This is a genomic window from Variovorax sp. GW821-FHT09D04 (assembly GCF_059416405.1).
The window spans coordinates 46,347-68,714 of record NZ_JBWKPA010000008.1; the positions used below are offsets into that span (position 1 = coordinate 46,347).

Genomic DNA, 22,368 nt, shown 5'->3' on the forward strand with positions numbered 1-22,368 from the left:
AGGAAGACCCACACCCATGTCCGGCAAACACGACACCCCCATGAATTCCCGTCGCAACTTCCTCACCAGCACCGCCACCACCGGTGCCGCCGCGCTCGCACTCTCGGCCTTTCCGCCGGCCATCCGCCGTGCGCTCGCCATTCCGGCCAACAACAAGACCGGCACCATCAAGGACGTCGAGCACATCGTCATCCTGATGCAGGAGAACCGCTCGTTCGACCACTACTTCGGCACGCTCATGGGCGTGCGCGGCTTCGGTGACCGCTTCACCATTCCGCTGCCCAAGGGCCTGAACGTCTGGCAGCAGAGCGATGCCACCGGCAAGCCGGTGCTGCCCTACCACCTGGACAGCCGCAAGGGGAACGCGCAGCGCGTGAGCGGCACGCCGCACTCGTGGATCGACGGCCAGAACGCCTGGGACGGCGGACGCACCTACCAGTGGCCGCGCTACAAGAACAACGTCTCGATGGGCTATTTCAAGGAAGCCGAGCTGCCGCTGCAGTTCGCGCTGGCCAATGCCTTCACGCTGTGCGACGACTACCACTGCAGCATGCACACGGGCACCAACTCGAACCGCATGTTCCACTGGACCGGCACCAACGGCCCGACCGGCGCGGGCGTGGCCACCGTGAACAACGAGTGGGACGAGATCGGCCCCTCCACCCTCGGCTACGAATGGAAGACGTACCCCGAGCGGCTGCAGGAAGCCAAGGTGAGCTGGATTACCTACCAGAACATGCCCGAGAACTACGGCGACAACCCGCTCGCGGGCTTCAAGCAGTACCGCAAGGCGAACGAGGCCTCGGGCAAGCCGGTGAGCAACGGCGGCGTTTCGCCGGCCTACGACCCGGCGAGCGACGATGCCGGCAACCCGCTGTACAAGGGCATCGCCAACACCATGCCCGACGGCGGCTTCCTCGAGCAATTCCGCCAGGACATCAAGAACGGCAAGCTGCCCCAGGTGTCGTGGATCGTGGCACCCGCCACCTACTCCGAGCACCCCGGCCCGTCGAGCCCGGTGCAGGGCGGCTGGTACATCCAGGAAACGCTCGATGCGCTCACCGCCGTGCCCGAGGTGTGGAGCAAGACCGTGCTGCTCATCAACTTCGACGAGAACGACGGCTACTTCGACCACTACCCCTCGCCGGCCGCGCCTTCGCTCAACGCCGACGGCTCGATGGCCGGCAAGACCACGCTGCCCGAGGCCGACCTCGCGGTCGAGCGCTTCACGCACCCGAGCCCGCCCGGCACCAGCAGCCAGCCCGCGCCCGACGGCCGTGTGTACGGCCCCGGCGTGCGCGTGCCGATGTACGTGGTGTCGCCCTGGAGCCGCGGCGGCTGGGTGAACTCGCAGGCTTTCGACCACACCTCGGTGATCCGATTCATCGAGGCGCGTTTCGGCGTCAAGGAGCCCAACATCTCGCCATTTCGGCGCGCGGTGTGCGGCGACCTCACGAGCGCCTTCAACTTCGCCACGCCGAACAGCGAGACGTTGCCGACGCTGGCAGGACGCACCACCAAGGCCAACGCGGACAAGCTGCGCGCCGACCAGCAGGCGCTGGCCCAGGTGCCGCTGCCGCTCGATCCGCAGCTACCGCGCCAGGCCACCGGCACGCGCCCCTCGCGCGCACTGCCGTACGAACTGCACACGAGCGCGCGCACCGACACGGTGACCGGCAAGGTCCAGCTGCTGTTCTCCAACACAGGCAAGGCCGCCGCCGTGTTCCACGTGTACGACAAGCTCAACCTCGATCGCCTGCCGCGCCGCTACATGGTCGAGCCGGGCAAGACGCTCGACGACGCATGGACCGTGGCCACCGACAACATGGGTGCTTACGACCTGTGGGTGCTCGGCCCCAGCGGCTACCACCGCCATTTCAAGGGCGACCTGAACAACCTGCGCCAGGGCAGCGCGCCGAAGAACCCCGAGGTGCGCGTGTGCTACGACATCGCCAACGGCAATGTCTACCTGCAGATGCTCAACGGCGGCCAGACGCCCTGCAAGTTCACGGTGCGCGCCAAGGCCTACCGCGACGACGGCCCATGGACGGCCACCGTCGCCGCCGGCGCCAAGGCCGAGCAGCACTGGGAGCTGGCCACCAGCGGCCAGTGGTACGACTTCGCCGTCACCTGCGATGCCGACCCGAGCTTCTACCGCCGCTTCGCCGGTCGCGTGGAAACCGGCAAGCACACGGTGAGCGACCCGGCCATGGGCATGGGTGACCTCTGACGCACACCATGACCTCCCGCCGCCACTTCCTCACCGGCACCGCCACCACCGGTGCCGCCGCGCTCGCGCTCTCGGCCTTTCCGCCGAGCATCCGACGCGCCCTGGCCATTCCCGCCAACAACAAGACCGGCACGATCAAGGACGTCGAGCACGTCGTGATCCTGATGCAGGAGAACCGTTCGTTCGACCACTACTTCGGCACGCTCGCCGGCGTGCGTGGCTTCGGCGACCGCTTCCCCATTCCGCTGCCCAAGGGCCTCAACGTCTGGCAGCAAAGCGATGCCAACGGCAACGTGGTGCTGCCATACCACTTCGACAGCCGCAAGGGCAACGCACAGCGCGACGGCGGCACGCCGCACGACTGGGACGACAGCCAGCAGGCCTGGGGCGGCGGCCGCATGAACGAATGGGCGCGCTACAAGACGCCCAAGGCCATGGGCTACCACAAGCAGGCCGAGATCCCGTTCCAGTTCGCGCTGGCCGATGCCTTCACGCTGTGCGACGCGTACCACTGCGCGATGCACACCGGCACCGACGCGAACCGCTCGTTCCACATCACCGGCACCAACGGCCCGACCGCGCAGAACGTGGCCTTCGTCAGCAACGAGTGGGACTGGCTGGACGCCACCCCCAGCAAGGTCGACACCGGCTACACGTGGAAGACCTACGCCGAGCGCCTCGAAGACGCCGGCGTGAGCTGGATCTGCTACCAGAACATGCCCGACGAATGGGGCGACAACATGCTGGGCGCGTTCCGCCAGTTCCGCCGCGCCAACCGCGCATCGCCCTACCCGGTGACCAGCGGCTACTACAAGGCGCCCTTTTCCGACACGGGCCAGAAGCTTCCCTTCCACGCCTACGACGCGGCCAGCGACAACCCGGGCAACCCGCTGTACAAGGGCATCGCCAACACACTGCCCGGCGACAAGCCCGAGGACTACCTGGACGCGTTCCGGCGCGACATCAAGGCCGGCCGCCTGCCGCAGGTGAGCTGGATCAACGCGCCCTCGGCCTACTGCGAGCACCCGGGCCCGTCCAGCCCGGTGCAGGGCGCATGGTTCATCCAGGAAATCCTCGATGCGCTCACCGCCGTGCCCGAGGTGTGGAGCAAGACCGTGCTGCTGGTCAACTTCGACGAGAACGACGGCTACTTCGATCACATGCCCTCGCCCTCGGCGCCTTCGCTCAACCCCGACAAGACGCCGGCCGGCAAGACCACGCTCGCCGCCGACGCCCTGAAGCCCGAGTACTTCACGCAGCCGGCACCCGACGGCAGCACCTCGCAGCCGAAGCCCGACAACCGCGTGTTCGGCCCCGGCCCGCGCGTGCCGCTGTACGTGATCTCGCCCTGGAGCCGCGGCGGCTGGGTCAGCTCGCAGGCCTTCGACCACACCTCGGTGCTGCGCTTCCTCGAAACGCGCTTCGGCGTGAAGGAGCCCAACATCTCGCCGTTCCGACGCGCGGTGTGCGGCGACCTCACGAGCGCCTTCAACTTCGCCACGCCGAACACCGAGGCCCTGCCCACTCTCGCGGGCAAACTGAGCAGGACGGACGCCGACAAGGTGCGCAACGACCAGCAGGCGTTGCCGCTGGTGCCGCTGCCGACCGATCCGCAGCTGCCGCGCCAGGCCACCGGCACGCGGCCTTCGCGCGCCCTGCCCTACGAGCTGCACACGAGCGCCAGGGCCGACACCCTCGCCGGCGCCGTGAAGCTGGTCTTCTCGAACACCGGCAAGGCCGCCGCCGTGTTCCATGTGTACGACAAGCTCAACCTCGACCGCCTGCCGCGCCGCTACATGGTCGAGCCCGGCAAGACGCTCGACGACAGCTGGACCGCTGCGATCGACAACAGCGGCTTCTACGACCTCTGGGTGCTCGGCCCCAACGGCTACCACCGCCACTTCAAGGGCGACCTCAACCGCCTGCGCGCCGGCGGCGTGGCCGCGCCCGAGGTGCGTGTCTGCTACGACATCGCCAACGGCAACGTCTACCTGCAGATGCGCAACGACGGCAAGGCCCCTTGCAAGTTCACGGTGCGCGCCAAGGCCTACCGCGACGACGGCCCGTGGAACGCGACGGTGAACGGCGGCGCCCAGGCCGAGCAGCACTGGGAGCTCGCCGCCAGCGGCCAGTGGTACGACTTCGCCGTCACCTGCGACAGCGACCCGGCCTTCTACCGCCGCTTCGCCGGCCGCGTGGAAACCGGCAAGCACACGGTCAGCGATCCGGCGATGGGCTTGCCCGACCTCTGAAGACGTAGGCATGATCCCCCCGCGCCCGCCAGCGGCGCGGGGGAATTCATGCACGCCAAGGTCATCCGGTACTTCGTCGAGGTGGTTCGCGCGGGCTCGATCCGCAAGGCGGCCGAGCAGCTGCACGTGGTGCCCACGGCCGTCAACCGCCAGATCCTCAACCTCGAGGAAGAGCTGGGCGCGCCGCTGTTCGAGCGCATCCACAACACGCTCAAGCTCACGCCCGTGGGCGAGATCGTGCTGGCGCATGCGCGCGGCACGCTGCGCGAGTTCGACCTCGTGCGCCAGCGCATCGAGGACGTGCGCGGCCTGCGCCAGGGCGAGGTCACGCTGGCCACCACGGCCGGTCTGGCCGACGCCTTCCTGCCGGCCGTGGTGCAGCGCTTTCGCGCGGCGCATCCGGGCATCCAGCTGAAGCTGCTGGGCCTGCCCATCGCGGCCGTGCTGCGCAGCGTGGCCGAAGGCGATGCCGACCTGGCGCTGGCCTACGACGTGCCCGGCACGGCCGGCTTTCGCACGCTGTTCAGCAGCGAGTGGCCGATCGGTGCGGTGGTGCCGCCGGGCCATCCGCTCACGGCGCATGCGACCGCGCTGCTGGCCGAGTGCGTGGGCTACCCGCTGATCCTGCCCGCGCCCTCGCTGTCGATCCGACCGATCCTCGACGCCGCCTTCGAGCGCTCGGCCATCCGCGTGTCGCCGGTGGTCGAGACCACGTCCACCGCGCTGATGCGCCGGCTGGTGCGCGACGGCGGCGGCATCACGCTGCTCAATCGCCTGGACGTGGACGAGGAGCGCAACGACGGCAGCCTGGTCTTCGTGCCGCTGCGCGACACCACGCTGCGCGCCCAGACGCTCACGCTCGAGACCCGCGCCGCGCAGGCGCCGAGCGCGGCGGCCGAGCTGTTCGCGAACCATGTCGTGGCCTGCCTGGACGACCTGCTGGCACCCTGAAATTCCCCTCTGGATGACCGTCCACTTTTTGTGCACAGGGCGCGTCATTTATTGACTTTGCATGTGCAAAGGCATCGCTCCTAGACTGCCGCGCCGGTTCATCGGCAGGAAAGGTTCCCATGTTCTCGAACGATAAAAAGACCCCCGCAGGAGACGGCGAAGGGGTCGACCAGAAGCTTCCGCTCGCCCGTTGCGGCGCATTGAGCCTGCAGCACGTGCTCGTGATGTACGCGGGCACGGTGGCCGTGCCGCTCATCGTGGGCGGCGCGCTCGGCCTCTCGAAGGCCGACATCGCCTTCCTCATCAACGCCGACCTGTTCGCCGCCGGCATCGCCACGCTGGTGCAGGCCATCGGCTTCTGGCGCTTCGGCATCCGCATGCCGGTGATGATGGGCGTGACCTTCGCGGCCGTCGGGCCGATGATCGCCATCGGCATGGACCCCTCGCTCGGGCTGCCCGCGATCTATGGCGCGACCATCGTGGCGGGCGTGTTCGGCATGCTGGTCGCGCCGCTCATGGGGCGCGTACTGGGCGTGTTTCCGCCGCTGGTCACGGGCACGGTCATCACGCTGATCGGCGTGTCGCTCATGGGCGTGGCCATCAACTGGGCCGCCGGCGGCCAGCCCACCGCGACCCGCATGGTCGACGGCGTGGCGCACGCGGTGGCCAACCCGGCCTACGGCGAGCCGGTGAACCTGGCGATTGCAGCAGCCGTGCTGGCGGTGATCATCGCGATCACGCGCTTCGGCAAGGGCCTCATCGCCAACATCGCGGTGCTGCTGGGCATCGTGTTCGGCGTGGGCCTGTCGCTGGCGCTCGGGCGCATGCACTTCGACGGGCTCGAGGAAGCCAGCTGGATGGCCGTGACCACGCCCTTCCACTTCGGCCTGCCGCGCTTCGAGCTCACGGCCATCGCCTCGATGTGCATCGTGATGCTCATCACGCTGGTCGAATCCACCGGCATGTTCCTCGCGCTGGGCGAGATCACCGGCCGCAAGGTGACGACCGACGCGCTCACGCGCGGGCTGCGCGCCGACGGGCTGGGCACCGTCATCGGCGGTGTGTTCAACACCTTCCCCTACACCTCGTTCTCGCAGAACGTGGGGCTGGTCACGGTGACGGGCGTGCGCTCGCGCTACGTGGCGGCGGGCGGTGGCCTGATGCTGATCGCGCTGGCGCTCTTTCCGAAGATCGCGCACATTGTGGCCTCGGTGCCGCAGTTCGTGCTCGGCGGCGCGGGCATCGTGATGTTCGGCATGGTGGCGGCCACGGGCGTACGCATCCTGGGCGCGATCGACTATGCGCACAACCGCCACGCGCTGTATGTGATCGCCATTTCCATCGGGCTCGGATTGATCCCCACGCTGTCGCCCAACTTCTTCCAGCACTTCCCCGCCTGGACCCATCCGCTGACGCACAGCGGCATCGTGCTGGGCACGCTGGCCGCGGTGCTGCTCAATCTTTTCTACAACGGCGTGCTGTCGAAGGAACGTTCCTTCGCGATGGCGGCGCGCACTTCGCACGGTACCGAATGACCTTCCAGAACCCTTCGTCCTCTTCGCCGCAGCGCCCGCCGCTGCTGATCGTGCGCCACGCCGACGTGCTCGTCACCATGGACGCCGCCCGGCGCGAGATCGCCGACGGCGCCGTGGTGATGGACGGCCCCGCCGTCGCCTGGGTGGGCACCACGGCCGAGCTGCCGGCGGCGTACCTCGACGCGCTGCGCAGCGGCCAGGCCGAGGCCATCGACATGCACGGCCATGTCGTGATGCCCGGGCTGGTGAACACGCACCACCACATGTACCAGAGCCTCACGCGCGCCGTGCCCGAGGCGCAGGACGCGGAGCTTTTCGGCTGGCTCACCCACCTGTACCTGCTGTGGGCGCGGCTCACGCCCGAGATGATCCGCGTGTCGACGCAGACCGCCATGGCCGAGCTGATGCGCTCGGGCTGCACCACCACCAGCGACCACCTCTACCTGTTCCCCAACGGCTCGCGGCTCGACGACTCGATCGAGGCGGCCGACGCCATGGGCATGCGCTTCCACGCGGCGCGCGGCAGCATGAGCGTGGGCCGCAGCGCCGGCGGCCTGCCGCCTGACGAGGTGGTGGAGACCGAAGCGGCGATCCTGCGCGACAGCGAGCGCCTCATCGACCGCTGGCACAACCCCGCGCGCCATTCGATGCGCCGCATCGTGCTCGCGCCCTGCTCGCCGTTCTCGGTGTCGCGCGACCTGATGCGGTTGTCGGCCGAACTGGCGCGCGAACGCGGCGTGTCGCTGCACACGCACCTGGCCGAGAACGACAACGACGTCGCCTACTCGCGCGAGAAGTTCGGCATGACGCCGGCCGAGTACGCCGAAGACCTGGGCTGGGTCGGCCACGACGTGTGGCACGCGCACTGCGTGAAGCTGGACGACGCCGGCATCGCGCTCTTCGGGCGCACCGGCACCGGCGTGGCGCACTGCCCGTGCTCGAATATGCGGCTGGCCTCGGGCATCGCGCCCATCGGCGCGATGCGGCGCGCGGGCGTGCCCGTGGGCCTGGGCGTGGACGGCAGCGCGTCGAACGACGGCGCCCACATGCTGGGCGAGGCGCGCCAGGCCATGCTGCTGCAGCGCGTGGGCTACGGCCCCGCCGCCATGACGGCGCGCGAGGCGCTGGAGATCGCCACGCTCGGCGGCGCCCGCGTGCTCGGGCGCGACGACATCGGTGCGCTGGCGCCGGGCATGTCGGCCGACCTCGTGGCCTTCGACATGCGCGGCGTGGACCACGCGGGCGCCTGGCACGACCCGGTCGCGGCGCTGGTGTTCTGCACGCCGGTGGCGGCCGCGCTGAGCGTGATCGACGGCGTGGTCCGCATCCGCGACGGGCGCTTCACGGGCTTCGAGCTGGCGCCGCTGCTGGCCACGCACCGCGACCTGGCGCGCACGCTGTACGAGAGTGCGCGGCATCCGCACACCGCCTGAGAGGGCGGCGCGCCCTCCGCGTCAGCGACGCATCGTGTCCAGCTGCGTGACCGGCGCGGCATTGTTGCCCCACGACCCGCGGATGTAGGTGAGCACCTCGGCCACCTCGGTGGCGTCGAGCGCGTGCCCGAACGGCGGCATGCCGTAGGGACGCGGGTTGCCGGCCGTCGCGGGCAGGAAGCCGCCGTGCGCCACCACCTGGATCAGATTGGTGGGCCGCGCCATCGTCACCGCGCGGTTGCCCGCGAGCGGCGGGTAGGCACCGGCCGCGCCCTGGCCCTGGTCGCCATGGCAGTAGGCGCAGCGCTGGTCGTAGATCTTGGCGCCGCGCACCATCGCGCCGGCGTCGCGCCGCACCGGCACGGCGGGGGCCTTCTGGGCTGCGGGCGCATCCTGCTTCACGGCCTCGGGCAGGTCCTTCAGGTAGATCGCCATCGCGCCCAGGTCGGCATCGCTCAGGTACTGCGTGCTGCGGAACACGACGTCGGCCATCGGGCCCATCACCGAGCCGCGCGGGGCGGTGCCGCTCTTGAGCAGCGCCACGACATCGGCCGCGGGCCAGTCGGCCACGCCCGCTTCGTGCGGGTCGGCCAGCGAGGGCGCGTACCAGTTCTCGACCGCGATCAGGCCGCCCGACAGACCCAGCTTGGTTTCGGTCGCGCCCAGCGAGTTGCGGCTGCCGTGGCAGGCGATGCAGTGGCCTAGCCCGCCGACCAGGTAAGCACCGCGGTTCCATTCGGCCGGCTTGTTCGCGTTCGCCACGAAGGGCTGCGGCTTGAACGAGAGCGCGCGCCACACCGCGAGCGCGGCCTGCGTGTCGTACGGGAAGCGCAGCCGATGCGCCTTGTTTTCCGTGTCGGCCGGCGCCACGCTGCGCAGGTAGGCGTACAGGGCGTCGGAGTCTTCGCGCGTGACCTGCGTGAAGTTCGGGTACGGGAAGGCCGGATACAGCAGGCGCCCATCCTTGCTGCGGCCGTTGTGCATGGCGCGCCAGAAATGCGCGCTGCTCCAGCCGCCGATGCCGTGCGTCGCATCGGGCGTGAGGTTGGTCGCGTAGATGGTGCCGAACGGCGTTTCGAGCGGCACGCCGCCCGCGTAGGGCTGGCCGCCGCGCGTGGTGTGGCAGCCGGCGCAGTTGCCCGCCAGCGCGAGGTAACGCCCGCGCTCGACGAGCTGCGGCGTGGCCTCGAAGGCTTCGGCGCGTTCGGGCAGTGGGTCTTCGCCACGCAGGTTCAGCGCCAGCACGACGCCGGCCAACACGGCCGCCAGGGTGACCAGGCCCAGCAGGGCCCAGCCGAAATGTCTCAGTCGCGCGGTCATCGGGTTCTCAGGGTTTCGCCGCAGTGGGCATGCCGCCGCAGGTGACGGGCAGCGGTGCGGGCAGCGAGGCCACCGGGCGGGTGTCGGCCGGCATCGGCTGCACGGCCAGCCAGCTGGCCACGGCGTTGATGTCGGCGGTGGTCATGCGCTGGCCGATCTGCGCCATGCAGTCGGGCGCGGGCGCGTGGCGCTCCTTGGTGAGCCAGGCGCCGAGCTGCGACGACACATACAGCCGCGGCAGGCCCAGCAGGCCCGGAATGGCCGGCTGCACGCCCGTGAGCGCCGCGCCGTGGCACTGCACGCAGGCCGGGATCTGGCGCGCCGCGTCGCCTTCGAGCGCCAGCTGGCGGCCACGGCGCAGCTGCTCGGGCGAGGCGTCGCTTTGCGGCGAGACCGCCGCGTACGGCAGCGACAGGTTCGCGAAGTACTCGGCCATCTCGCGCAGGTAGTCGTCCGACAGGTGCTGGACCATGTAGGTCATGTCGCTGTTGAAGCGGCGCCCGTCGCGAAAACTCACGAGCTGGTTGAACAGGTAGCCCGCCGGCTTGCCCGCCAGGCGCGGGAAAAAACCGGCGTTGGTGGTCGCGCCCTCGCGCCCGTGGCAGGCGATGCAGGCGGCCACGCGCTGCTCGATGGTGTCGGGCACGGTGGTGGTGGCTGCGCGCGTCATCGCAGGCGCGAGCGGCAACAGCAGCGCCAGGGCCAGCGCTGCCCGGTGGAGCACGGCCTTCATCACGTGCCTGCCGCGAAATGCGCCAGGGCCAGCAGGCCCGCGATCAGCAGCAGGGCCATGCACAGCCCCACGCCGATCAGCGGCAGGATGCCCAGTTGGGCGGTCCGCTTGTCGGCGTCGGCCCGGCGGCCGCCCAGCCCGATGAAGCTCCAGAGTACGGCGCGCACCGCGCGCATCAGATTGAACATGGGTCCACTGTCGCGCAAACGGGGCAAAAAAAACAGATGCAGATCCAGCTCGATTCACCATATCAGATTAGAGTCCCCGCGAATGACAACGGCCCATCGATGAAGCGTTATGAAGCCCTGGCCTCGGACATCGAGGCCTCGATCCGCAACGGCACCCTCAAGACCGGCGACCGCCTGCCCTCCGTGCGCCACACGGGCAGCAGCCGCGGCGTGAGCGCCTCCACCGTGTTCCAAGCCTACTACCTGCTGGAGGCGCGCGGGCTGGTGCGCGCACGCGACCGCTCGGGCTACTACGTGGCCGGCGGCGGCCTGCGCGACGCGCCGCCCGAGACCACCCTCACCTCGCGCCCCGCCGAAGGCCCGCGCGCGCTCGACGTGAGCGACCAGGTCTTCGACATCCTCGAAGCCAGCATGTCGCGCCAGGTCGTGCCCTTCGGCTCGGCCTTTCCGAGCCCGCTGCTGTTTCCGCTGGCGCGGCTGGGCCAGTTCATGGCGGCCAGCGCCAAGTCGCTCGACCCGTGGCGCACCGTGGACGACCTCACGCCCGGCAGCGCGGCCCTGCGCCGGCAGATCGCGCTGCGCTACCTGGCCGACGGCCTGCCGGTGCCGGCCGAGGAGATCGTGGTCACCAATGGCGCACTCGAGGCGCTCAACCTGTGCCTCTCGGCCGTGACGCGGCCGGGCGACGCGGTGATCGTCGAGTCGCCCACCTTCTATGCCGCGCTGCAGGCGCTCGAACGCATGGGCCTGCGCGCCATCGAGGTGCCCACGCACCCGGGCGAAGGCATCGACCTCGACGCGCTCGCGCAGGCCATCGCCGCCCACAAGCCGACCGCCTGCTGGCTCATGACCACCTTCCAGAACCCGCTGGGCAGCCTCATGCCCGACGCGAAGAAGAAGGCGCTGGTCGAACTGCTCGCGCGGCACGAGCTGCCGCTCATCGAAGACGACGTGTACGCCGAGCTCTACTTCGGCGAGCGCCGCCCGCCGCCGGCCAAGGCCTTCGACACGCAGGGGCTGGTGCTGCACTGTTCGTCGTTCTCGAAAAGCCTCGCGCCCGGCTACCGCATCGGCTGGGCCTCGGCCGGACGTTTCGCGCGCAAGGTGGCGCGGCAAAAGCTCACGACCACGCTCAGCACCTCGGTGCCCGCGCAGTTGGCGCTGGCCGACTACCTCGAGAAGGGCGGCTTCGACAAGCACCTGCGCAAGCTGCGCCAGACGCTGGCGATGCAGCAGGCCAGCTTCGCGCAGGCCGTGGGGCATTACTTTCCGGCCGGCACGCGCGCCACGCGGCCGTTGGGCGGGTACTTCCTGTGGGTGGAATTGCCAGCGCAGGTGGATGCGCTGGAGATCCATCGCCTCGCGCTGGAGCGCGGCATCAGCGTGGCGCCCGGGCCGATCTTCTCGGCCACGCGTGCGTTCTCGAACTGCCTGCGGCTGAACTACGGCCACGCGTGGGACGCGCACAGCGAGCAGGCCCTGCAGACGCTGGGGCGGCTGGTGGCACAAGCGAGCTAGCGAGCTGAAACGACAACGCCCGCCGAAGGGGCGGGCGTTGTCCGGGCCTGTCGAGCTACTCTTGCGGTTCCAGCGCGACTGCAGCCCGCGCCCCGTTCTTCTTGCGCGCCTGCAGCACGAACGCCACCAGCTGCCACACCACGAAGACCGCGATCAGCCCCAGCAGCGTGCCGCTGATGGGCCGCGACACGAAGGTGCCGAAGCCGCCGCGGCTGAGCAGCATCGCGCGGCGGAAGTTCTCCTCGAGCATCGGCCCGAGGATGAAGCCCAGCATGAGCGGCGCGGCGTCGAGCTCCAGCCGCATGAACATGTAGCCCATGAAGCCGAACGCGGCGGTGATGAACACGTCCTGCAGGTTGTTGTTCACGCTGTAGGTGCCGATGCAGCAGAAGAACAGGATCGACGGGAACAGCACGCTGTACGGGATCTTGAACACCGAGAGCCAGTAACGCACCAGCGGCACGTTCAGCACCAGCAGGAACACGTTGCCGATCCACATGCTGGCCACCAGGCCCCAGAACAGCTCGGGGTGGCTGGCGATCATGTTCGGGCCCGGCTGGATGCCCTTGATGATGAAGGCCGCCAGCATCAGCGCCATGACCGCGTTCTCGGGAATGCCGATGCTCATGAGCGGAATGAAGCTCGTGCGCGCCGCCGCCTCGTCGGCCGCCGCCTGGCCGGCCACGCCCTCGATGCAGCCGGTGCCGATCTCGTGCTTGTACTTGCTGACCTTCTTGTCCAGCGCGTAGGCCGCGAACTGCGCAATGGTCGGGCCGCCGCCGGGCAGGATGCCCAGGATGGAGCCGACCACGCTGCCGCGCAAGGCGCTGGGAATGATCCGCTTGAACTCCGCCCAGGTCGGGATGAGGTTGATCTTGCCGTTGAAGGGCGAGCGCTCCTCGCGCGAGTCGAGGTTCTTCGTGATCTCGGCGATGCCGAAGCAGCCCAGCGCAATGCTCACGATGCCCACGCCGTCGGTCAGGAACGGCATGTCCATCGTGAAGCGCGCCATGCCGCTGTTCACGTCGGTGCCGATGGTGCCCAGCAGCACGCCGATCATGCACATCGCCAGCCCGTTCAGCAGGCTGCCCGTGGTCACGAAGCTCACGCACACGAAGCCCACCAGCATCATCGCGACGTAGTCCGCGGGGCCGAACAGGAAGGCCACCTCGCCCAGCGTCGGCGCCAGGAACGACAGCACCAAAATCGCGACCGTGCCGCCGATGAAGCTGGAGAAGCCCGCCGTGAACAGCGCCAGGCCCGTCTTGCCCTTGAGCGTCATCGCGTAGCCGTCGATGCAGGCCACGATGCTGCTGGCGTGCGGGATCTTCATCGTGATCGCGCTCACGCTGTCGCCGTACTGCGCACCGTAGTAGATGCCGGCCAGCATGATCAGCGCGCCGGTGGTGGGAATCGAATACGTCAGCGGCAGCAGCAGGCTGATGGTGGCCAGCGGCCCCAGGCCCGGCAGCAGGCCGACCAGCGTGCCCACCGTGCAGCCGATGGCGCAGTACATCAGGTTGTGCAGTGTCAGGGCGTGCGAGAAACCGAACGCCAGATTGTTCAGAACTTCCGTCATGGTCGTGGCCTCAGAACAGCGGCAGGTTCAGGCCGAGCAGCTTCTGCAGCGCCAGCACCATGGCGATCAGGCCCGCCGAGATCTTCACGTTGCGCAGCCACGAGTTGGAACTGCCCGCGAAGGCCGAACAGAACACCATGAAGACGATGCCCGCGATCATGTTCACGTACATCGAGATCAGCGCGAACCCGCACAGGCTCGACAGGATGAGCCCGATGTTCTTGAAGTTCAGGTCCAGCGTCACCGGCGCCACCACGAACGACCGGACCACCGTGGCCACGCCGATCAGCAGCAGCAGGCTGCTCACCATCACGGGGAACAGGCCCGGCCCCGCCCGGCTGAAGTCGCCGATGGGATAGCGCAGCGCGGTCAGGCCGAAGCCCAGCGCGATCGCCATGAGGAACAGACCTCTGACAAGGTTTCTATTTTTCATTCATACGCTCACGGAGTGATGTGATTCGAATGCGCCCGCGACAGGAAAAACCGGTGCGGACGTGTCTCCGTCCGGAGGGAGTCGCCGGACGGATCGATGCTCTTTTTGCAAGCTGATCGGAATCTGACGCAGCCGCGAGGGGAACTACGTACCGGGCGCGAAGGCGGTGAGCGCGCCCGGGTCACAATGCGCGGGGCCTCCTTTCGAAGGATTGCGGAACACCGATGAAGACACCACGCCACGCTCCCCGACACGCGCTCCTGGCGGGCGCTGTTGCCGCCTTGCTGACGGCCTGCGCAGCACCACCGCCGTCGGCGCCTGGCGAGTGGTCACCGCAGCCACCCAACCCGAACGCGCCCTACCCGGCCGAATCGCGGATGAACGGGGAGCAAGGCATGGTGCTGCTGCGCGTGCGCACCACGCCGGCCGGCCTGCCCGCGAGCGTCGAGGTGAAAGAGTCGAGCGGCCACGCACGGCTGGACCGATCGGCCGTCGAGACCGTCCGCAAATGGCGATTCAAGCCGATGCCAGATGACGGCACGGTGGTGTGGCGCGAGGTACCGATCCGGTTCTTCATCACGTCGCCGCCGCAGCAGCCGACGTTCAACTAGGAGGGACGAAGCACGATGTCATGCCCCACTTGCAATCATCTCAACGCAGCGACAGACGTTCGCTGCATCCGATGCGGCACTACGTTGATCCACGAGGCCCTGGGGCACTCGGAGGCCTATCGAAAAACCACGGACTCCATGGACGCTCGCGTGTATGGAGGCGTCGGCGCCTTTTTCGGGTTTTGTGTCGTCGCAACGCTTCTGAAGTTTGTCCTGGCGCCCCCATGGCTTGACGATCGCGAGCTCTACGCTTTTGCTACCGGTGGTGCCGTCGTTGGCGGACTGCTGGCCCGTCTGTTCCTTCGCTCGAAGCAACGCATGTTGTGACCTTCGCCCGGGGCCAGACGGGCAACTTCAAGCAGCCACCGCCACCCCACCCCGTCGCATCCGGCTCACCCTGAACAGCAGGAACGCCGCGATGCTCACGTTCACCAGGTTCCATCCGATGCCATTCAGGAAGGCCGCGTGGTAGCTGCCCGTCAGGTCGAACACCTTGCCCGACATCCAGCCGCCCAGCGCCATGCCGAACAGCGTGAACATCAGCACCGTGCCCACGCGCGCGCCGGCTTCCTTGGGCGGGAAGTGCTCGCGCACGATGATCGCGTACGAGGGCACGATGCCGCCCTGGAACAGGCCGAACAGCGCCGAGATCACGTACAGCGGCACCAGCCCGTCGAAGGGCAGGAACAGCAGCAGCGCCACGCACTGCAGCACGCCGCCCAGCATCAGCGTGCGCAGCCCGCCGATGCGGTCGCAGATGGCGCCCGACACCAGCCGGCTCACGATGCCGAAGCCCAGCATCAGCGACAGCATCATCGCGCCCTGCGCCGGGCCGTAGCCCAGGTCGCCGCAGTAGGCCACGATGTGCACCTGCGGCATCGCCATCGCCACGCAGCAGGCCACGCCCGCGACGCACAGCAGGCCCTGCGCTGTGCCCATGTTCAGGCCGAAGGGCCGCGTCATGTCGCGCACCAGCGTGCTGCCGCCCGAGGCGTGCGACACCGGCGCCGCCTCGACCAGTGCGGGCGGCCGTGCGCGGAAGAACAGCGCCAGCAGCGCCATCGTCACGCCGCAGAAGATGCCCATGCCGATGTAGGTCTGGCGCCAGCCCACCTGCTCGACGAAGTGCTGCGCGATGGGCGGCCACACGGCGCCCGCGAGGTAGTTGCCGCTGGCGCACACCGCCACCGCGATGCCGCGCCGCTTGACGAACCACAGCGAGGTGTCGGCCACCAGCGGCGCAAAGGCCACCGAGCTGCCGAGCAGGCCGACCAGCAGCGCCTGCGCGATGGTGAAGGACACGATGCCTTGCGACAGGCCCGTGGCGATGTAGCCAGCGGCCAGGAAGACCGAGCCCATCAGCAGCGGCTTCATCACGCCGATGCGGTCGGCCAGCTTGCCCATGAGCACGCCGCCGAAACCGAAGCCCAGCATCAGCAGCGTGTAGGGCATGGAGGCATCGGCGCGCGCCACGCCGAACTCGGCCTGCACCGCGGGCAGCATGACCGACACCACGTACATGCCGCTGCTGCCGACCGTCATGACCAGCAGCGTGAGCGCCAGGCGCACCATGGCGTAGCGCGAGTCGGGCTGATGGACGATGGGTGTCTCTGGTGTCGTCTTCATTCTTCTTGTCTCCACGCGTGCATCGGGTGGCGCACGTCGTGTGGCATTCTCGCGGAAGGCCGCGCCGCCTGCTGCGCGCGCCCTCGAGCACCCGACGCATGCCCATCACCTACAGACAAGCCATTCCCGAAGACACGCCCGCGTGCCTCGACCTGCGCGGCCGCACGCGAGAGAACGCCTTCTCGGTCGACGAGCTCGAGGCGCTCGGCATCACCCTGGAGAGCTGGCAGGCCGGCATCGCCGACGGCTCGCTGCCCGGCTACGTCGCGCTCGTCGACGGCGAGCTGGCGGGCTATTGCTTCGGCGACCGCGACACCGGCGAGATCGCCGTGCTGGCCCTGCTGCCAGCCTATGAAGGCCAAGGTATCGGCAAGGCGCTGCTCGCGCTCATGGTCGAGGAGTTCAAAGGGCTGGGCTTCCAGCGGCTCTTCCTGGGCTGCTCGCCCGATCCGCAGGTGCGCTCGCACGGCTTCTACCGGCACCTGGGCTGGAAGCCCACGGGCGAATTCGATGCAGCGGGCGATGAAGTGCTGGCGTACGTCCCGTCCTGAGACGTTCGCCGCGGCCGGTGCGCTGGACGCGCCGGCAGCCTCAGCCCACGAACGGCGCAGGTGCCATCACCACCACGACGCTCCACGACAAGAAGGCCTTCGGCATCGGAATGCCGGGCTTGCGCTTGCCGTCGCAGGCCGCGGTCAGCAGGCCGAGACAGAGCAGAAGAACAAAGGCTGTGCTTCGCATGCGGCGCATGCTAAGCCCGCGAAGTGACGCGTCAAGTCGGACGGCAGCGCCAGCCACCGTCGGTAAGGCGAGCTTTCTGCTTCAGCGCAAAAGGACTTCCGGCCGCTCGCCGGCCTGCAGGCGGCGCTCGATGTCTTCGAGCACGTTCGGCAGGTCGGCCACGCTGTCGATCACGTAGTGCGCGCCGGCGGCCTGCAGCTCGGCGGTGGCGCGGGCGCGGCGGGCCTGCTGGCTGCCGGCGTCGAGCGCCTGCCACTCGGCCAGCGTCAGGCCGTTGACGTTGCCGCTGACCGACACACCGACCGCCCAGGTGCCGGCATTGAGGCCTTCCTGCAGGCCCACGCCGGTGTCGTCGACCTTGACGACGGCGTGCGGCGGCCACACGCCGAGGTCGGCGAAGCAGCGGTACATCATGAGCGGCGACGGGCGCCCCGCCGCGAGGTCGCCCGCGCACACGAGGTTGTCGGGCACATAGCCGCCGGCCGCGGCGATGGGCGTGACGACGTCCATGATCGGGCGGTTGTAGCCGGTGGTGGAGCCGATCTTCAGGCCGCGCTCGCGTGCCGCGTGGACGGCCTCGATCGCACCCGGAATGAAGTCGGTGTGGTCGCGCACGCTGGCCGCGTTCATGGGCGTGAACACCTCGTACAGGCGGTCGACGTCGGCGTCGCTGAAGGCATGGCCGTGCTTCGTTTCCCACTGCGCGGCGATGCGCGGCTGCGTGCCCAGGGCCTTGATGTGGTCCCACTTGGCCATGCCCATCGGGGCGCGCGCCTCGTCGATGGTGATGTCGATGCCGGACTGTGCGAACAGCTTCACGAAAGCGCCCATGGGCGCGCAGGAGCCGAAGTCGAGGATGGTGCCGGCCCAGTCGAAGACGACGGCCTGCAGCCTGGCATGGTGATGGGCGTTCATGGCGACGAAAGAAGAAAAGGGATGAAGAAGGCGGTGATGCTCACCACGCGTCGAACACGTCGGCGGCAATGCCGAAGCCGGTGCTCGCGCCGCTGCCGCTGGTGACCAGCACCACGCGCGTGGCGTCGTCGGGCGCGTCGATCACGCAAGGTGTGGTCTTCGACGACGGGTACACGCCGGTCCAGCGTTCGGTGACCTGCGCGGTCTCGAGGTCGAGCGTGCTGCGCAGGTGGCGCAGGATGAGCTGGTCGACCGCCTCGATGGCAAAGGGTTCGGGCGCGTCGCCGTAGTGGTGCGAGTCGCCGACCACCAGCGAGCCGTCGGCGCTCTGCACGACGATGAGGTGGATGCCATGGTCGAGCGAAGCGCGCTCTTCCTGCATCAGCCGCGCGCGCAGCGCCGCCGCTTCGGGCAGGGTGCTGTAGCCCTCGTAGCGCACCAGGCTCAGGTCGGTCATGACCGCGCCCGGCAGGCGAAAGCCGGCCTCGGGCTGCACGCGCAGCATCTGCAGGCGGCACAGCGTGAGGTCGTGCGCGGCGATGCGGCCGGCGAACAGGCCGTGCAACTCGGTGTTGGTGCAGACCACCACGCGCTCGCCGCGCAGGGTGCCGCGCGAGGTGCGCACGCGCGGGGTCTCCACCTCGTGCACCGTCTCGCCGAAGCGGAACACGACGCCGTGCACCTCGGCCAGCCAGCGCGCGAGCAGGCCGACGGCGGTGCGCGATTCGACGCGCAACTCGTGCGGGCTGAACAGCACCGAGCGCGCCTGCGCGAGGTTGAGGCCGGGCGCGCGCTCCTGCGCGTCGGCGGCGTCGATGAGCGCGCAGGCCTCGGCCATCGGCGTGCGCAGGAAGGCTTCGAGCACAGCATGCGCTTCGGGCCGGTAGGCCGCGAGCCAGAGGTGGCGGTGCACGATGTCGATGCCGGCCTGCGGCGCGATGGCCTGCCACACGTCGCGCGAATGCATGGCGCGGCGCCACATGTCTCCCGGCGCCTGGCCGGTGACGGTGATGAAGCCGAAGTTGCGGATCGATGCACCCAGGCACGCGGCATCGCGCTCGACCACGCACACGCGCAGGCCGCGCTGCGCGGCGGTGTACGCATGGGCCAGGCCGACGATGCCGGCGCCGACCACGATCACGTCGAAGCTGTCGACGGACATGCTGGGGTTCATCAACGTTGTCTCCAGGCTTGCGTGCGCTTCAGCGCCCAGTGCCCGGCCAGCGCGAACAGACCCCGGCCGACGGCGGCCGTGAGCATGATGAGCGAGGCCATGGCGGCGGCGGGTGCCACGTCGCCGGCATCGTCCATGTTGAGCACGGCGATGGCGGCCAGCGTGGTCTGCGGTGAATAGAGGAACACGACGGCCGACACGGTGGTCATCGCGTTGACGAAGAAGTAGCCGGCCACGTTGAGCACGGTGGGCAGCGCCACCGGCAGGTGCACGCGCCACAGCGTGCGCCAGAACGGCACGCCCATCGACTCGGACACCAGCTCGTACTCGCGGTCGAGCTGGCGCAGCGCGGTGAGCGAGGTGAGGTGCGCCACCGAGAAGAAGTGCGCCACGGTGCAGATCACGAGGATCGCCATGCCGCCGTACAGCCCGTGCAGCGGGTTCGCGGCCGAGTTGAAGAAGAAGATGTAGCCCACGCCGAGCACGAGCCCCGGCACGGCGAGCGGCAGGTTGGCCAGCAGGTTCAGCAGCTCGCGCAGCAGGCCGAAGTGGCGCGGCTTTTCCACGAAGTAGGCCGACACGAAGGTGGCGAGCGCGCCCGCCACGGCCGCGCACAGCGCCAGGCGCAGCGAGTTGCCGTAGCTGCCCCAGCCGCCGCCGTCCATGTTGCTGAAGTCGTAGTTCTTCAGCGAGGGCGTGAGCTTGTAGGGCCAGTAGCTGGCGAGCGAGGCGAACACGGCCATGCCGATCATCACGACGATGGCGATGGCGGTGAGCGTGCAGAACACGAGCAGCGCGCGGTCGCGCGATTTCACGGGCTCGGGCTGGTACGGCGTGGCGCGCGCCGACAACGCCGCGGCCTGCTTGCGGCGCACGCGCCGCTCGACGAGGAAAGACAGCACGGCCGGAATCAGCAGCACGAGGCCGACCACCGCGCCCATCTGGAAGTTCTGCTGGCCGACCACCTGCTTGTAGATATCGGTCGCGAGCACGCCGGTCTGGCCGCCCACGACCTTGGGCACGCCGAAGTCGGTGATGACGAGCACGAACACGACCATCGCGGCCACGATGAGGCCATAGCGCGACGAGGGCAGCGTGACGGTGCGGAAGATGCGCCAGCGCGAGGCGCCCAGGGTCTGGGCGGCTTCGTACAGGCGACCGTCCGAGGTGGCCATGGCGGTGGTGAGGATCAGCAGCGCATGCGGCAGCGTCCAGAACACCGAGCCGAGCACGATGCCCAGCGGGCCGTAGATCGACAGGTCGCCCAGCAGCCCCTTGAACAGACCCTGGTTGCCGAACAGGTAGATCAGGCTGATGGCCGGCAGCAGCGAGGGCGCCAGCAGCGGCATGAGCGCCACGGCGCGCAGCAGGCCCTTGGCGGGCATGCACGAGAGCGTGAGGCCGTAGGCGTACACGTAGGCGATGGCGGTGCACAGCACGGCGCTGATCACCGCGAGCAGCACGCTGTTGAAGGCCGACTGCACGAGCGCGGGGCTCTCGAGGTAGCGCGCGAAGTTGGTCAGGCCGACGAAGCTGCCTGCGCGGTCGTAGAAGCTCTGGCCGACGAGCGCGCCAACGGGGAGCGCGACGATCACGACGAGCAGCAGCACGACGAGCAGCACGGCGGCGCCGGTGAGCCAGCGTTCGCGGTCGAAGTGATTCGAACGCGGGATGGCGATCGGGGCTAGGGCTTCTGTGGAACTGCTCATGTTGTTCTTGTTTTGGTTTCGTTGTTCAGGGCGCGTGCACAGGCCACCGGGTACTTCCCTCCGCGAATGTCCCCCGCCTTCGGCTCCTCCTTGATTTCGCTGCGGGAAGCACCCAGTGTCCTGCGCACGGGACGCAGCGCTGGTGTGCAGCCGATCAACGACCGCTGTGTGTCACGCTCACGTCGATGGGGTGCCTTGCGCAGCGAAATCAAGGAGGAGGCCGCAGGCCGGGGGACATTCGCGGAGCAAGGTACCCCGTCGGCGGGAGCGCGCCCTGAAGGACTGCGCTCCCAACGACAAGGCACCGACAAGCCCGATGTCATTTCATTGCGCCAGAACCGACAGCGCGTTCAAGGGAAGCTGGATGTGCACCATGCTGCTGGGCACCAGCGGCTCTTCGCCGCCGCTGCGCGCATCGGCGGGCAGCTCGGCCTCGATCTCGATGCCCAGCGGCTCGCAGGCCAGGCGGGCCGAGGTGCGGTTGCCGAAGAACTCGGTGTCGAGCAGGCGCGCGGCGAAGCTGTTGGTGCCGAGTTCGGAGCCGAAGCGCTTCACCACCACATGCTCGGGACGGATGCCCACGGTGGCCTGCGAACCGACGCTGAGGCTGCCGGGTGCGCAGAACAGTTCGCTGTCGCGCACGCGCACCTTGCCGTCAGCCAGCACGGTGGCAGGCAGCATGTTCATGCGGCCCACGAAACCTGCGACGAAGCGGGTGCGCGGCTTGCGGTACAGCTCGTCGGGCGTGCCGGCCTGCTCGATGCGGCCGTTGTGCATCAGCACCACGCGGTCGGCCATCGAGAGGGCTTCTTCCTGGTCGTGCGTGACCATGATGGTGACGATGCCCAGGCGCTTTTGCAGCGCGCGGATTTCGCTGCGCAGCGTGGCGCGCACCTGCGCGTCGAGCGCGGACAGCGGTTCGTCGAGCAGCAGCAGGCGCGGGTTGGGCGCCAGCGCGCGCGCCAGCGCGATGCGCTGCTGCTGGCCGCCCGAGAGCTGCACCGGGTACTTGTCGGCATGCGCGGTGAGGCCGACGAGGTCGAGCATCTCGCGCGAGCGCTTGGCCATCTCGCGCGCCAGGGCGCCCGTGGGGTGCAGGCCGTAGGCGATGTTCTGCGCCGCCGTGAGGTTGGGGAACAGCGCATACGACTGGAACACCACGCCGAAGCCGCGCGCCGCGGGCGGCAGGCCCGCGATGTCCTGGCCGCCGAGCAGGATCTGCCCGCTGTCGGCGCGCTCGATGCCGCACACGATGCGCAGCAGTGTGGTCTTGCCGCAGCCTGAAGGACCGAGCAGGCAGACGAACTCACCGGGCTCGATGTCCAGGTCGATGCCGTCGAGCACGCGCGTGGCGCCAAAGGACTTGCCGATGCCGCGAAGAGAAAGAAAGCTGGTCATGTGCGGCTGCCCGAAACCCCGA

19 protein-coding genes are annotated in these 22,368 nt (G+C 69.1%); 8 read left to right on the forward strand and 11 right to left on the reverse strand.

Going from position 1 to position 22,368, the window contains the following annotated elements:
- The first annotated feature begins 40 nt into the window (after positions 1-40).
- From AC07O4_RS22800 to AC07O4_RS22820, 5 genes are all read left to right on the forward strand, one after another.
- Positions 41-2,230 (forward strand): phosphocholine-specific phospholipase C, encoded by a 2,190-nt coding sequence (locus AC07O4_RS22800; RefSeq protein WP_095743705.1) that lies wholly within the window; start codon positions 41-43, stop codon positions 2,228-2,230.
- Between the two features lie 8 nt (positions 2,231-2,238).
- Positions 2,239-4,482: a phosphocholine-specific phospholipase C gene (locus AC07O4_RS22805; RefSeq protein ID WP_495305744.1), complete on the forward strand. Its 2,244-nt coding sequence runs from the start codon at positions 2,239-2,241 to the stop codon at positions 4,480-4,482.
- 48 nt (positions 4,483-4,530) lie between these two features.
- Positions 4,531-5,433, forward strand: a complete 903-nt coding sequence (locus tag AC07O4_RS22810; RefSeq protein WP_095948271.1) for a LysR substrate-binding domain-containing protein — start codon at positions 4,531-4,533, stop codon at positions 5,431-5,433.
- A 119-nt stretch (positions 5,434-5,552) separates the two neighbouring features.
- The gene (locus AC07O4_RS22815) at positions 5,553-6,968 is read left to right on the forward strand and encodes a nucleobase:cation symporter-2 family protein (RefSeq protein ID WP_369631325.1); all 1,416 of its coding nucleotides are present in this window, start codon (positions 5,553-5,555) and stop codon (positions 6,966-6,968) included.
- Complete coding sequence (locus tag AC07O4_RS22820) at positions 6,965-8,401, forward strand: 8-oxoguanine deaminase (RefSeq protein WP_495305745.1); 1,437 nt, start codon at positions 6,965-6,967, stop codon at positions 8,399-8,401. The genes AC07O4_RS22815 and AC07O4_RS22820 overlap by 4 nt, the downstream gene beginning before the upstream one ends.
- A gap of 21 nt (positions 8,402-8,422) precedes the next feature.
- Here AC07O4_RS22820 and AC07O4_RS22825 read toward each other — a convergent pair whose 3' ends face one another.
- Genes AC07O4_RS22825 through AC07O4_RS22835 form a run of 3 tightly spaced genes read right to left on the reverse strand, consistent with a single transcriptional unit; the run spans position 8,423 to position 10,642 of the window.
- Complete coding sequence (locus AC07O4_RS22825) at positions 8,423-9,721, reverse strand: c-type cytochrome (protein ID WP_495305746.1); 1,299 nt, start codon at positions 9,719-9,721, stop codon at positions 8,423-8,425.
- 7 nt (positions 9,722-9,728) lie between these two features.
- Positions 9,729-10,454, reverse strand: a complete 726-nt coding sequence (locus AC07O4_RS22830) for a c-type cytochrome (protein WP_495305747.1) — start codon at positions 10,452-10,454, stop codon at positions 9,729-9,731.
- Positions 10,454-10,642 (reverse strand): DUF2970 domain-containing protein, encoded by a 189-nt coding sequence (locus tag AC07O4_RS22835; protein ID WP_056573062.1) that lies wholly within the window; start codon positions 10,640-10,642, stop codon positions 10,454-10,456. The genes AC07O4_RS22830 and AC07O4_RS22835 overlap by 1 nt, the downstream gene beginning before the upstream one ends.
- 99 nt (positions 10,643-10,741) lie before the next feature.
- On the opposite strand from AC07O4_RS22835, the gene AC07O4_RS22840 reads away from it, so the two are divergent.
- Complete coding sequence (locus tag AC07O4_RS22840) at positions 10,742-12,160, forward strand: aminotransferase-like domain-containing protein (RefSeq protein WP_495305748.1); 1,419 nt, start codon at positions 10,742-10,744, stop codon at positions 12,158-12,160.
- Positions 12,161-12,215: 55 nt separating this feature from the next.
- On the opposite strand, the gene AC07O4_RS22845 is transcribed toward AC07O4_RS22840, so the two are convergent.
- On the reverse strand, positions 12,216-13,739 hold the full coding sequence (locus tag AC07O4_RS22845; RefSeq protein ID WP_495305749.1) for a tripartite tricarboxylate transporter permease: 1,524 nt from the start codon (positions 13,737-13,739) through the stop codon (positions 12,216-12,218).
- Between the two features lie 10 nt (positions 13,740-13,749).
- On the reverse strand, positions 13,750-14,172 hold the full coding sequence (locus AC07O4_RS22850; protein ID WP_495305750.1) for a tripartite tricarboxylate transporter TctB family protein: 423 nt from the start codon (positions 14,170-14,172) through the stop codon (positions 13,750-13,752).
- Positions 14,173-14,396: 224 nt separating this feature from the next.
- Between AC07O4_RS22850 and AC07O4_RS22855 the strand changes: the two genes are divergently transcribed.
- A complete protein-coding gene (locus AC07O4_RS22855) occupies positions 14,397-14,783 on the forward strand; it encodes an energy transducer TonB (RefSeq protein WP_495305751.1) in 387 nt (128 codons plus the stop codon).
- A 354-nt stretch (positions 14,784-15,137) separates the two neighbouring features.
- Here the strand turns inward: AC07O4_RS22855 and AC07O4_RS22860 are convergent, their stop codons facing one another.
- Entirely contained in the window at positions 15,138-16,409 is a 1,272-nt protein-coding gene (locus tag AC07O4_RS22860; protein ID WP_495305752.1) for an MFS transporter, read from the reverse strand.
- A 98-nt stretch (positions 16,410-16,507) separates the two neighbouring features.
- On the opposite strand from AC07O4_RS22860, the gene AC07O4_RS22865 reads away from it, so the two are divergent.
- Positions 16,508-16,960: a GNAT family N-acetyltransferase gene (locus AC07O4_RS22865; RefSeq protein WP_495305753.1), complete on the forward strand. Its 453-nt coding sequence runs from the start codon at positions 16,508-16,510 to the stop codon at positions 16,958-16,960.
- A gap of 40 nt (positions 16,961-17,000) precedes the next feature.
- Here the strand turns inward: AC07O4_RS22865 and AC07O4_RS22870 are convergent, their stop codons facing one another.
- From AC07O4_RS22870 to AC07O4_RS22890, 5 genes are all read right to left on the reverse strand, one after another.
- Positions 17,001-17,150 (reverse strand): hypothetical protein, encoded by a 150-nt coding sequence (locus AC07O4_RS22870; protein WP_495305754.1) that lies wholly within the window; start codon positions 17,148-17,150, stop codon positions 17,001-17,003.
- 81 nt (positions 17,151-17,231) lie between these two features.
- Positions 17,232-18,065: a phosphonoacetaldehyde hydrolase gene (phnX, locus tag AC07O4_RS22875; protein ID WP_495305755.1), complete on the reverse strand. Its 834-nt coding sequence runs from the start codon at positions 18,063-18,065 to the stop codon at positions 17,232-17,234.
- A 40-nt stretch (positions 18,066-18,105) separates the two neighbouring features.
- A complete protein-coding gene (locus AC07O4_RS22880; RefSeq protein WP_495305756.1) occupies positions 18,106-19,239 on the reverse strand; it encodes a TIGR03364 family FAD-dependent oxidoreductase in 1,134 nt (377 codons plus the stop codon).
- Positions 19,239-20,948, reverse strand: a complete 1,710-nt coding sequence (locus AC07O4_RS22885; protein WP_495305757.1) for a putative 2-aminoethylphosphonate ABC transporter permease subunit — start codon at positions 20,946-20,948, stop codon at positions 19,239-19,241. Before AC07O4_RS22885 ends, AC07O4_RS22880 begins: the two co-directional genes overlap by 1 nt.
- Before the next feature lie 324 nt (positions 20,949-21,272).
- Entirely contained in the window at positions 21,273-22,346 is a 1,074-nt protein-coding gene (locus AC07O4_RS22890; protein WP_070060031.1) for an ABC transporter ATP-binding protein, read from the reverse strand.
- Positions 22,347-22,368 lie beyond the last annotated feature (22 nt).

What these genes read in the sequence shown, in the direction of transcription:
- AC07O4_RS22800 (WP_095743705.1), top strand. Translation starts at nt 41, where the DNA reads ATGAATTCCCGTCGCAACTTCCTCACCAGCACCGCCACCACCGGTGCC.
- AC07O4_RS22805 (WP_495305744.1), top strand. Translation starts at nt 2,239, where the DNA reads ATGACCTCCCGCCGCCACTTCCTCACCGGCACCGCCACCACCGGTGCC.
- AC07O4_RS22810 (WP_095948271.1), top strand. Translation starts at nt 4,531, where the DNA reads ATGCACGCCAAGGTCATCCGGTACTTCGTCGAGGTGGTTCGCGCGGGC.
- AC07O4_RS22815 (WP_369631325.1), top strand. Translation starts at nt 5,553, where the DNA reads ATGTTCTCGAACGATAAAAAGACCCCCGCAGGAGACGGCGAAGGGGTC.
- AC07O4_RS22820 (WP_495305745.1), top strand. Translation starts at nt 6,965, where the DNA reads ATGACCTTCCAGAACCCTTCGTCCTCTTCGCCGCAGCGCCCGCCGCTG.
- AC07O4_RS22825 (WP_495305746.1), bottom strand. Translation starts at nt 9,721, where the DNA reads ATGACCGCGCGACTGAGACATTTCGGCTGGGCCCTGCTGGGCCTGGTC.
- AC07O4_RS22830 (WP_495305747.1), bottom strand. Translation starts at nt 10,454, where the DNA reads ATGAAGGCCGTGCTCCACCGGGCAGCGCTGGCCCTGGCGCTGCTGTTG.
- AC07O4_RS22835 (WP_056573062.1), bottom strand. Translation starts at nt 10,642, where the DNA reads ATGTTCAATCTGATGCGCGCGGTGCGCGCCGTACTCTGGAGCTTCATC.
- AC07O4_RS22840 (WP_495305748.1), top strand. Translation starts at nt 10,742, where the DNA reads ATGAAGCGTTATGAAGCCCTGGCCTCGGACATCGAGGCCTCGATCCGC.
- AC07O4_RS22845 (WP_495305749.1), bottom strand. Translation starts at nt 13,739, where the DNA reads ATGACGGAAGTTCTGAACAATCTGGCGTTCGGTTTCTCGCACGCCCTG.
- AC07O4_RS22850 (WP_495305750.1), bottom strand. Translation starts at nt 14,172, where the DNA reads ATGAAAAATAGAAACCTTGTCAGAGGTCTGTTCCTCATGGCGATCGCG.
- AC07O4_RS22855 (WP_495305751.1), top strand. Translation starts at nt 14,397, where the DNA reads ATGAAGACACCACGCCACGCTCCCCGACACGCGCTCCTGGCGGGCGCT.
- AC07O4_RS22860 (WP_495305752.1), bottom strand. Translation starts at nt 16,409, where the DNA reads ATGAAGACGACACCAGAGACACCCATCGTCCATCAGCCCGACTCGCGC.
- AC07O4_RS22865 (WP_495305753.1), top strand. Translation starts at nt 16,508, where the DNA reads ATGCCCATCACCTACAGACAAGCCATTCCCGAAGACACGCCCGCGTGC.
- AC07O4_RS22870 (WP_495305754.1), bottom strand. Translation starts at nt 17,150, where the DNA reads ATGCGAAGCACAGCCTTTGTTCTTCTGCTCTGTCTCGGCCTGCTGACC.
- phnX (WP_495305755.1), bottom strand. Translation starts at nt 18,065, where the DNA reads ATGAACGCCCATCACCATGCCAGGCTGCAGGCCGTCGTCTTCGACTGG.
- AC07O4_RS22880 (WP_495305756.1), bottom strand. Translation starts at nt 19,239, where the DNA reads ATGAACCCCAGCATGTCCGTCGACAGCTTCGACGTGATCGTGGTCGGC.
- AC07O4_RS22885 (WP_495305757.1), bottom strand. Translation starts at nt 20,948, where the DNA reads ATGAGCAGTTCCACAGAAGCCCTAGCCCCGATCGCCATCCCGCGTTCG.
- AC07O4_RS22890 (WP_070060031.1), bottom strand. Translation starts at nt 22,346, where the DNA reads ATGACCAGCTTTCTTTCTCTTCGCGGCATCGGCAAGTCCTTTGGCGCC.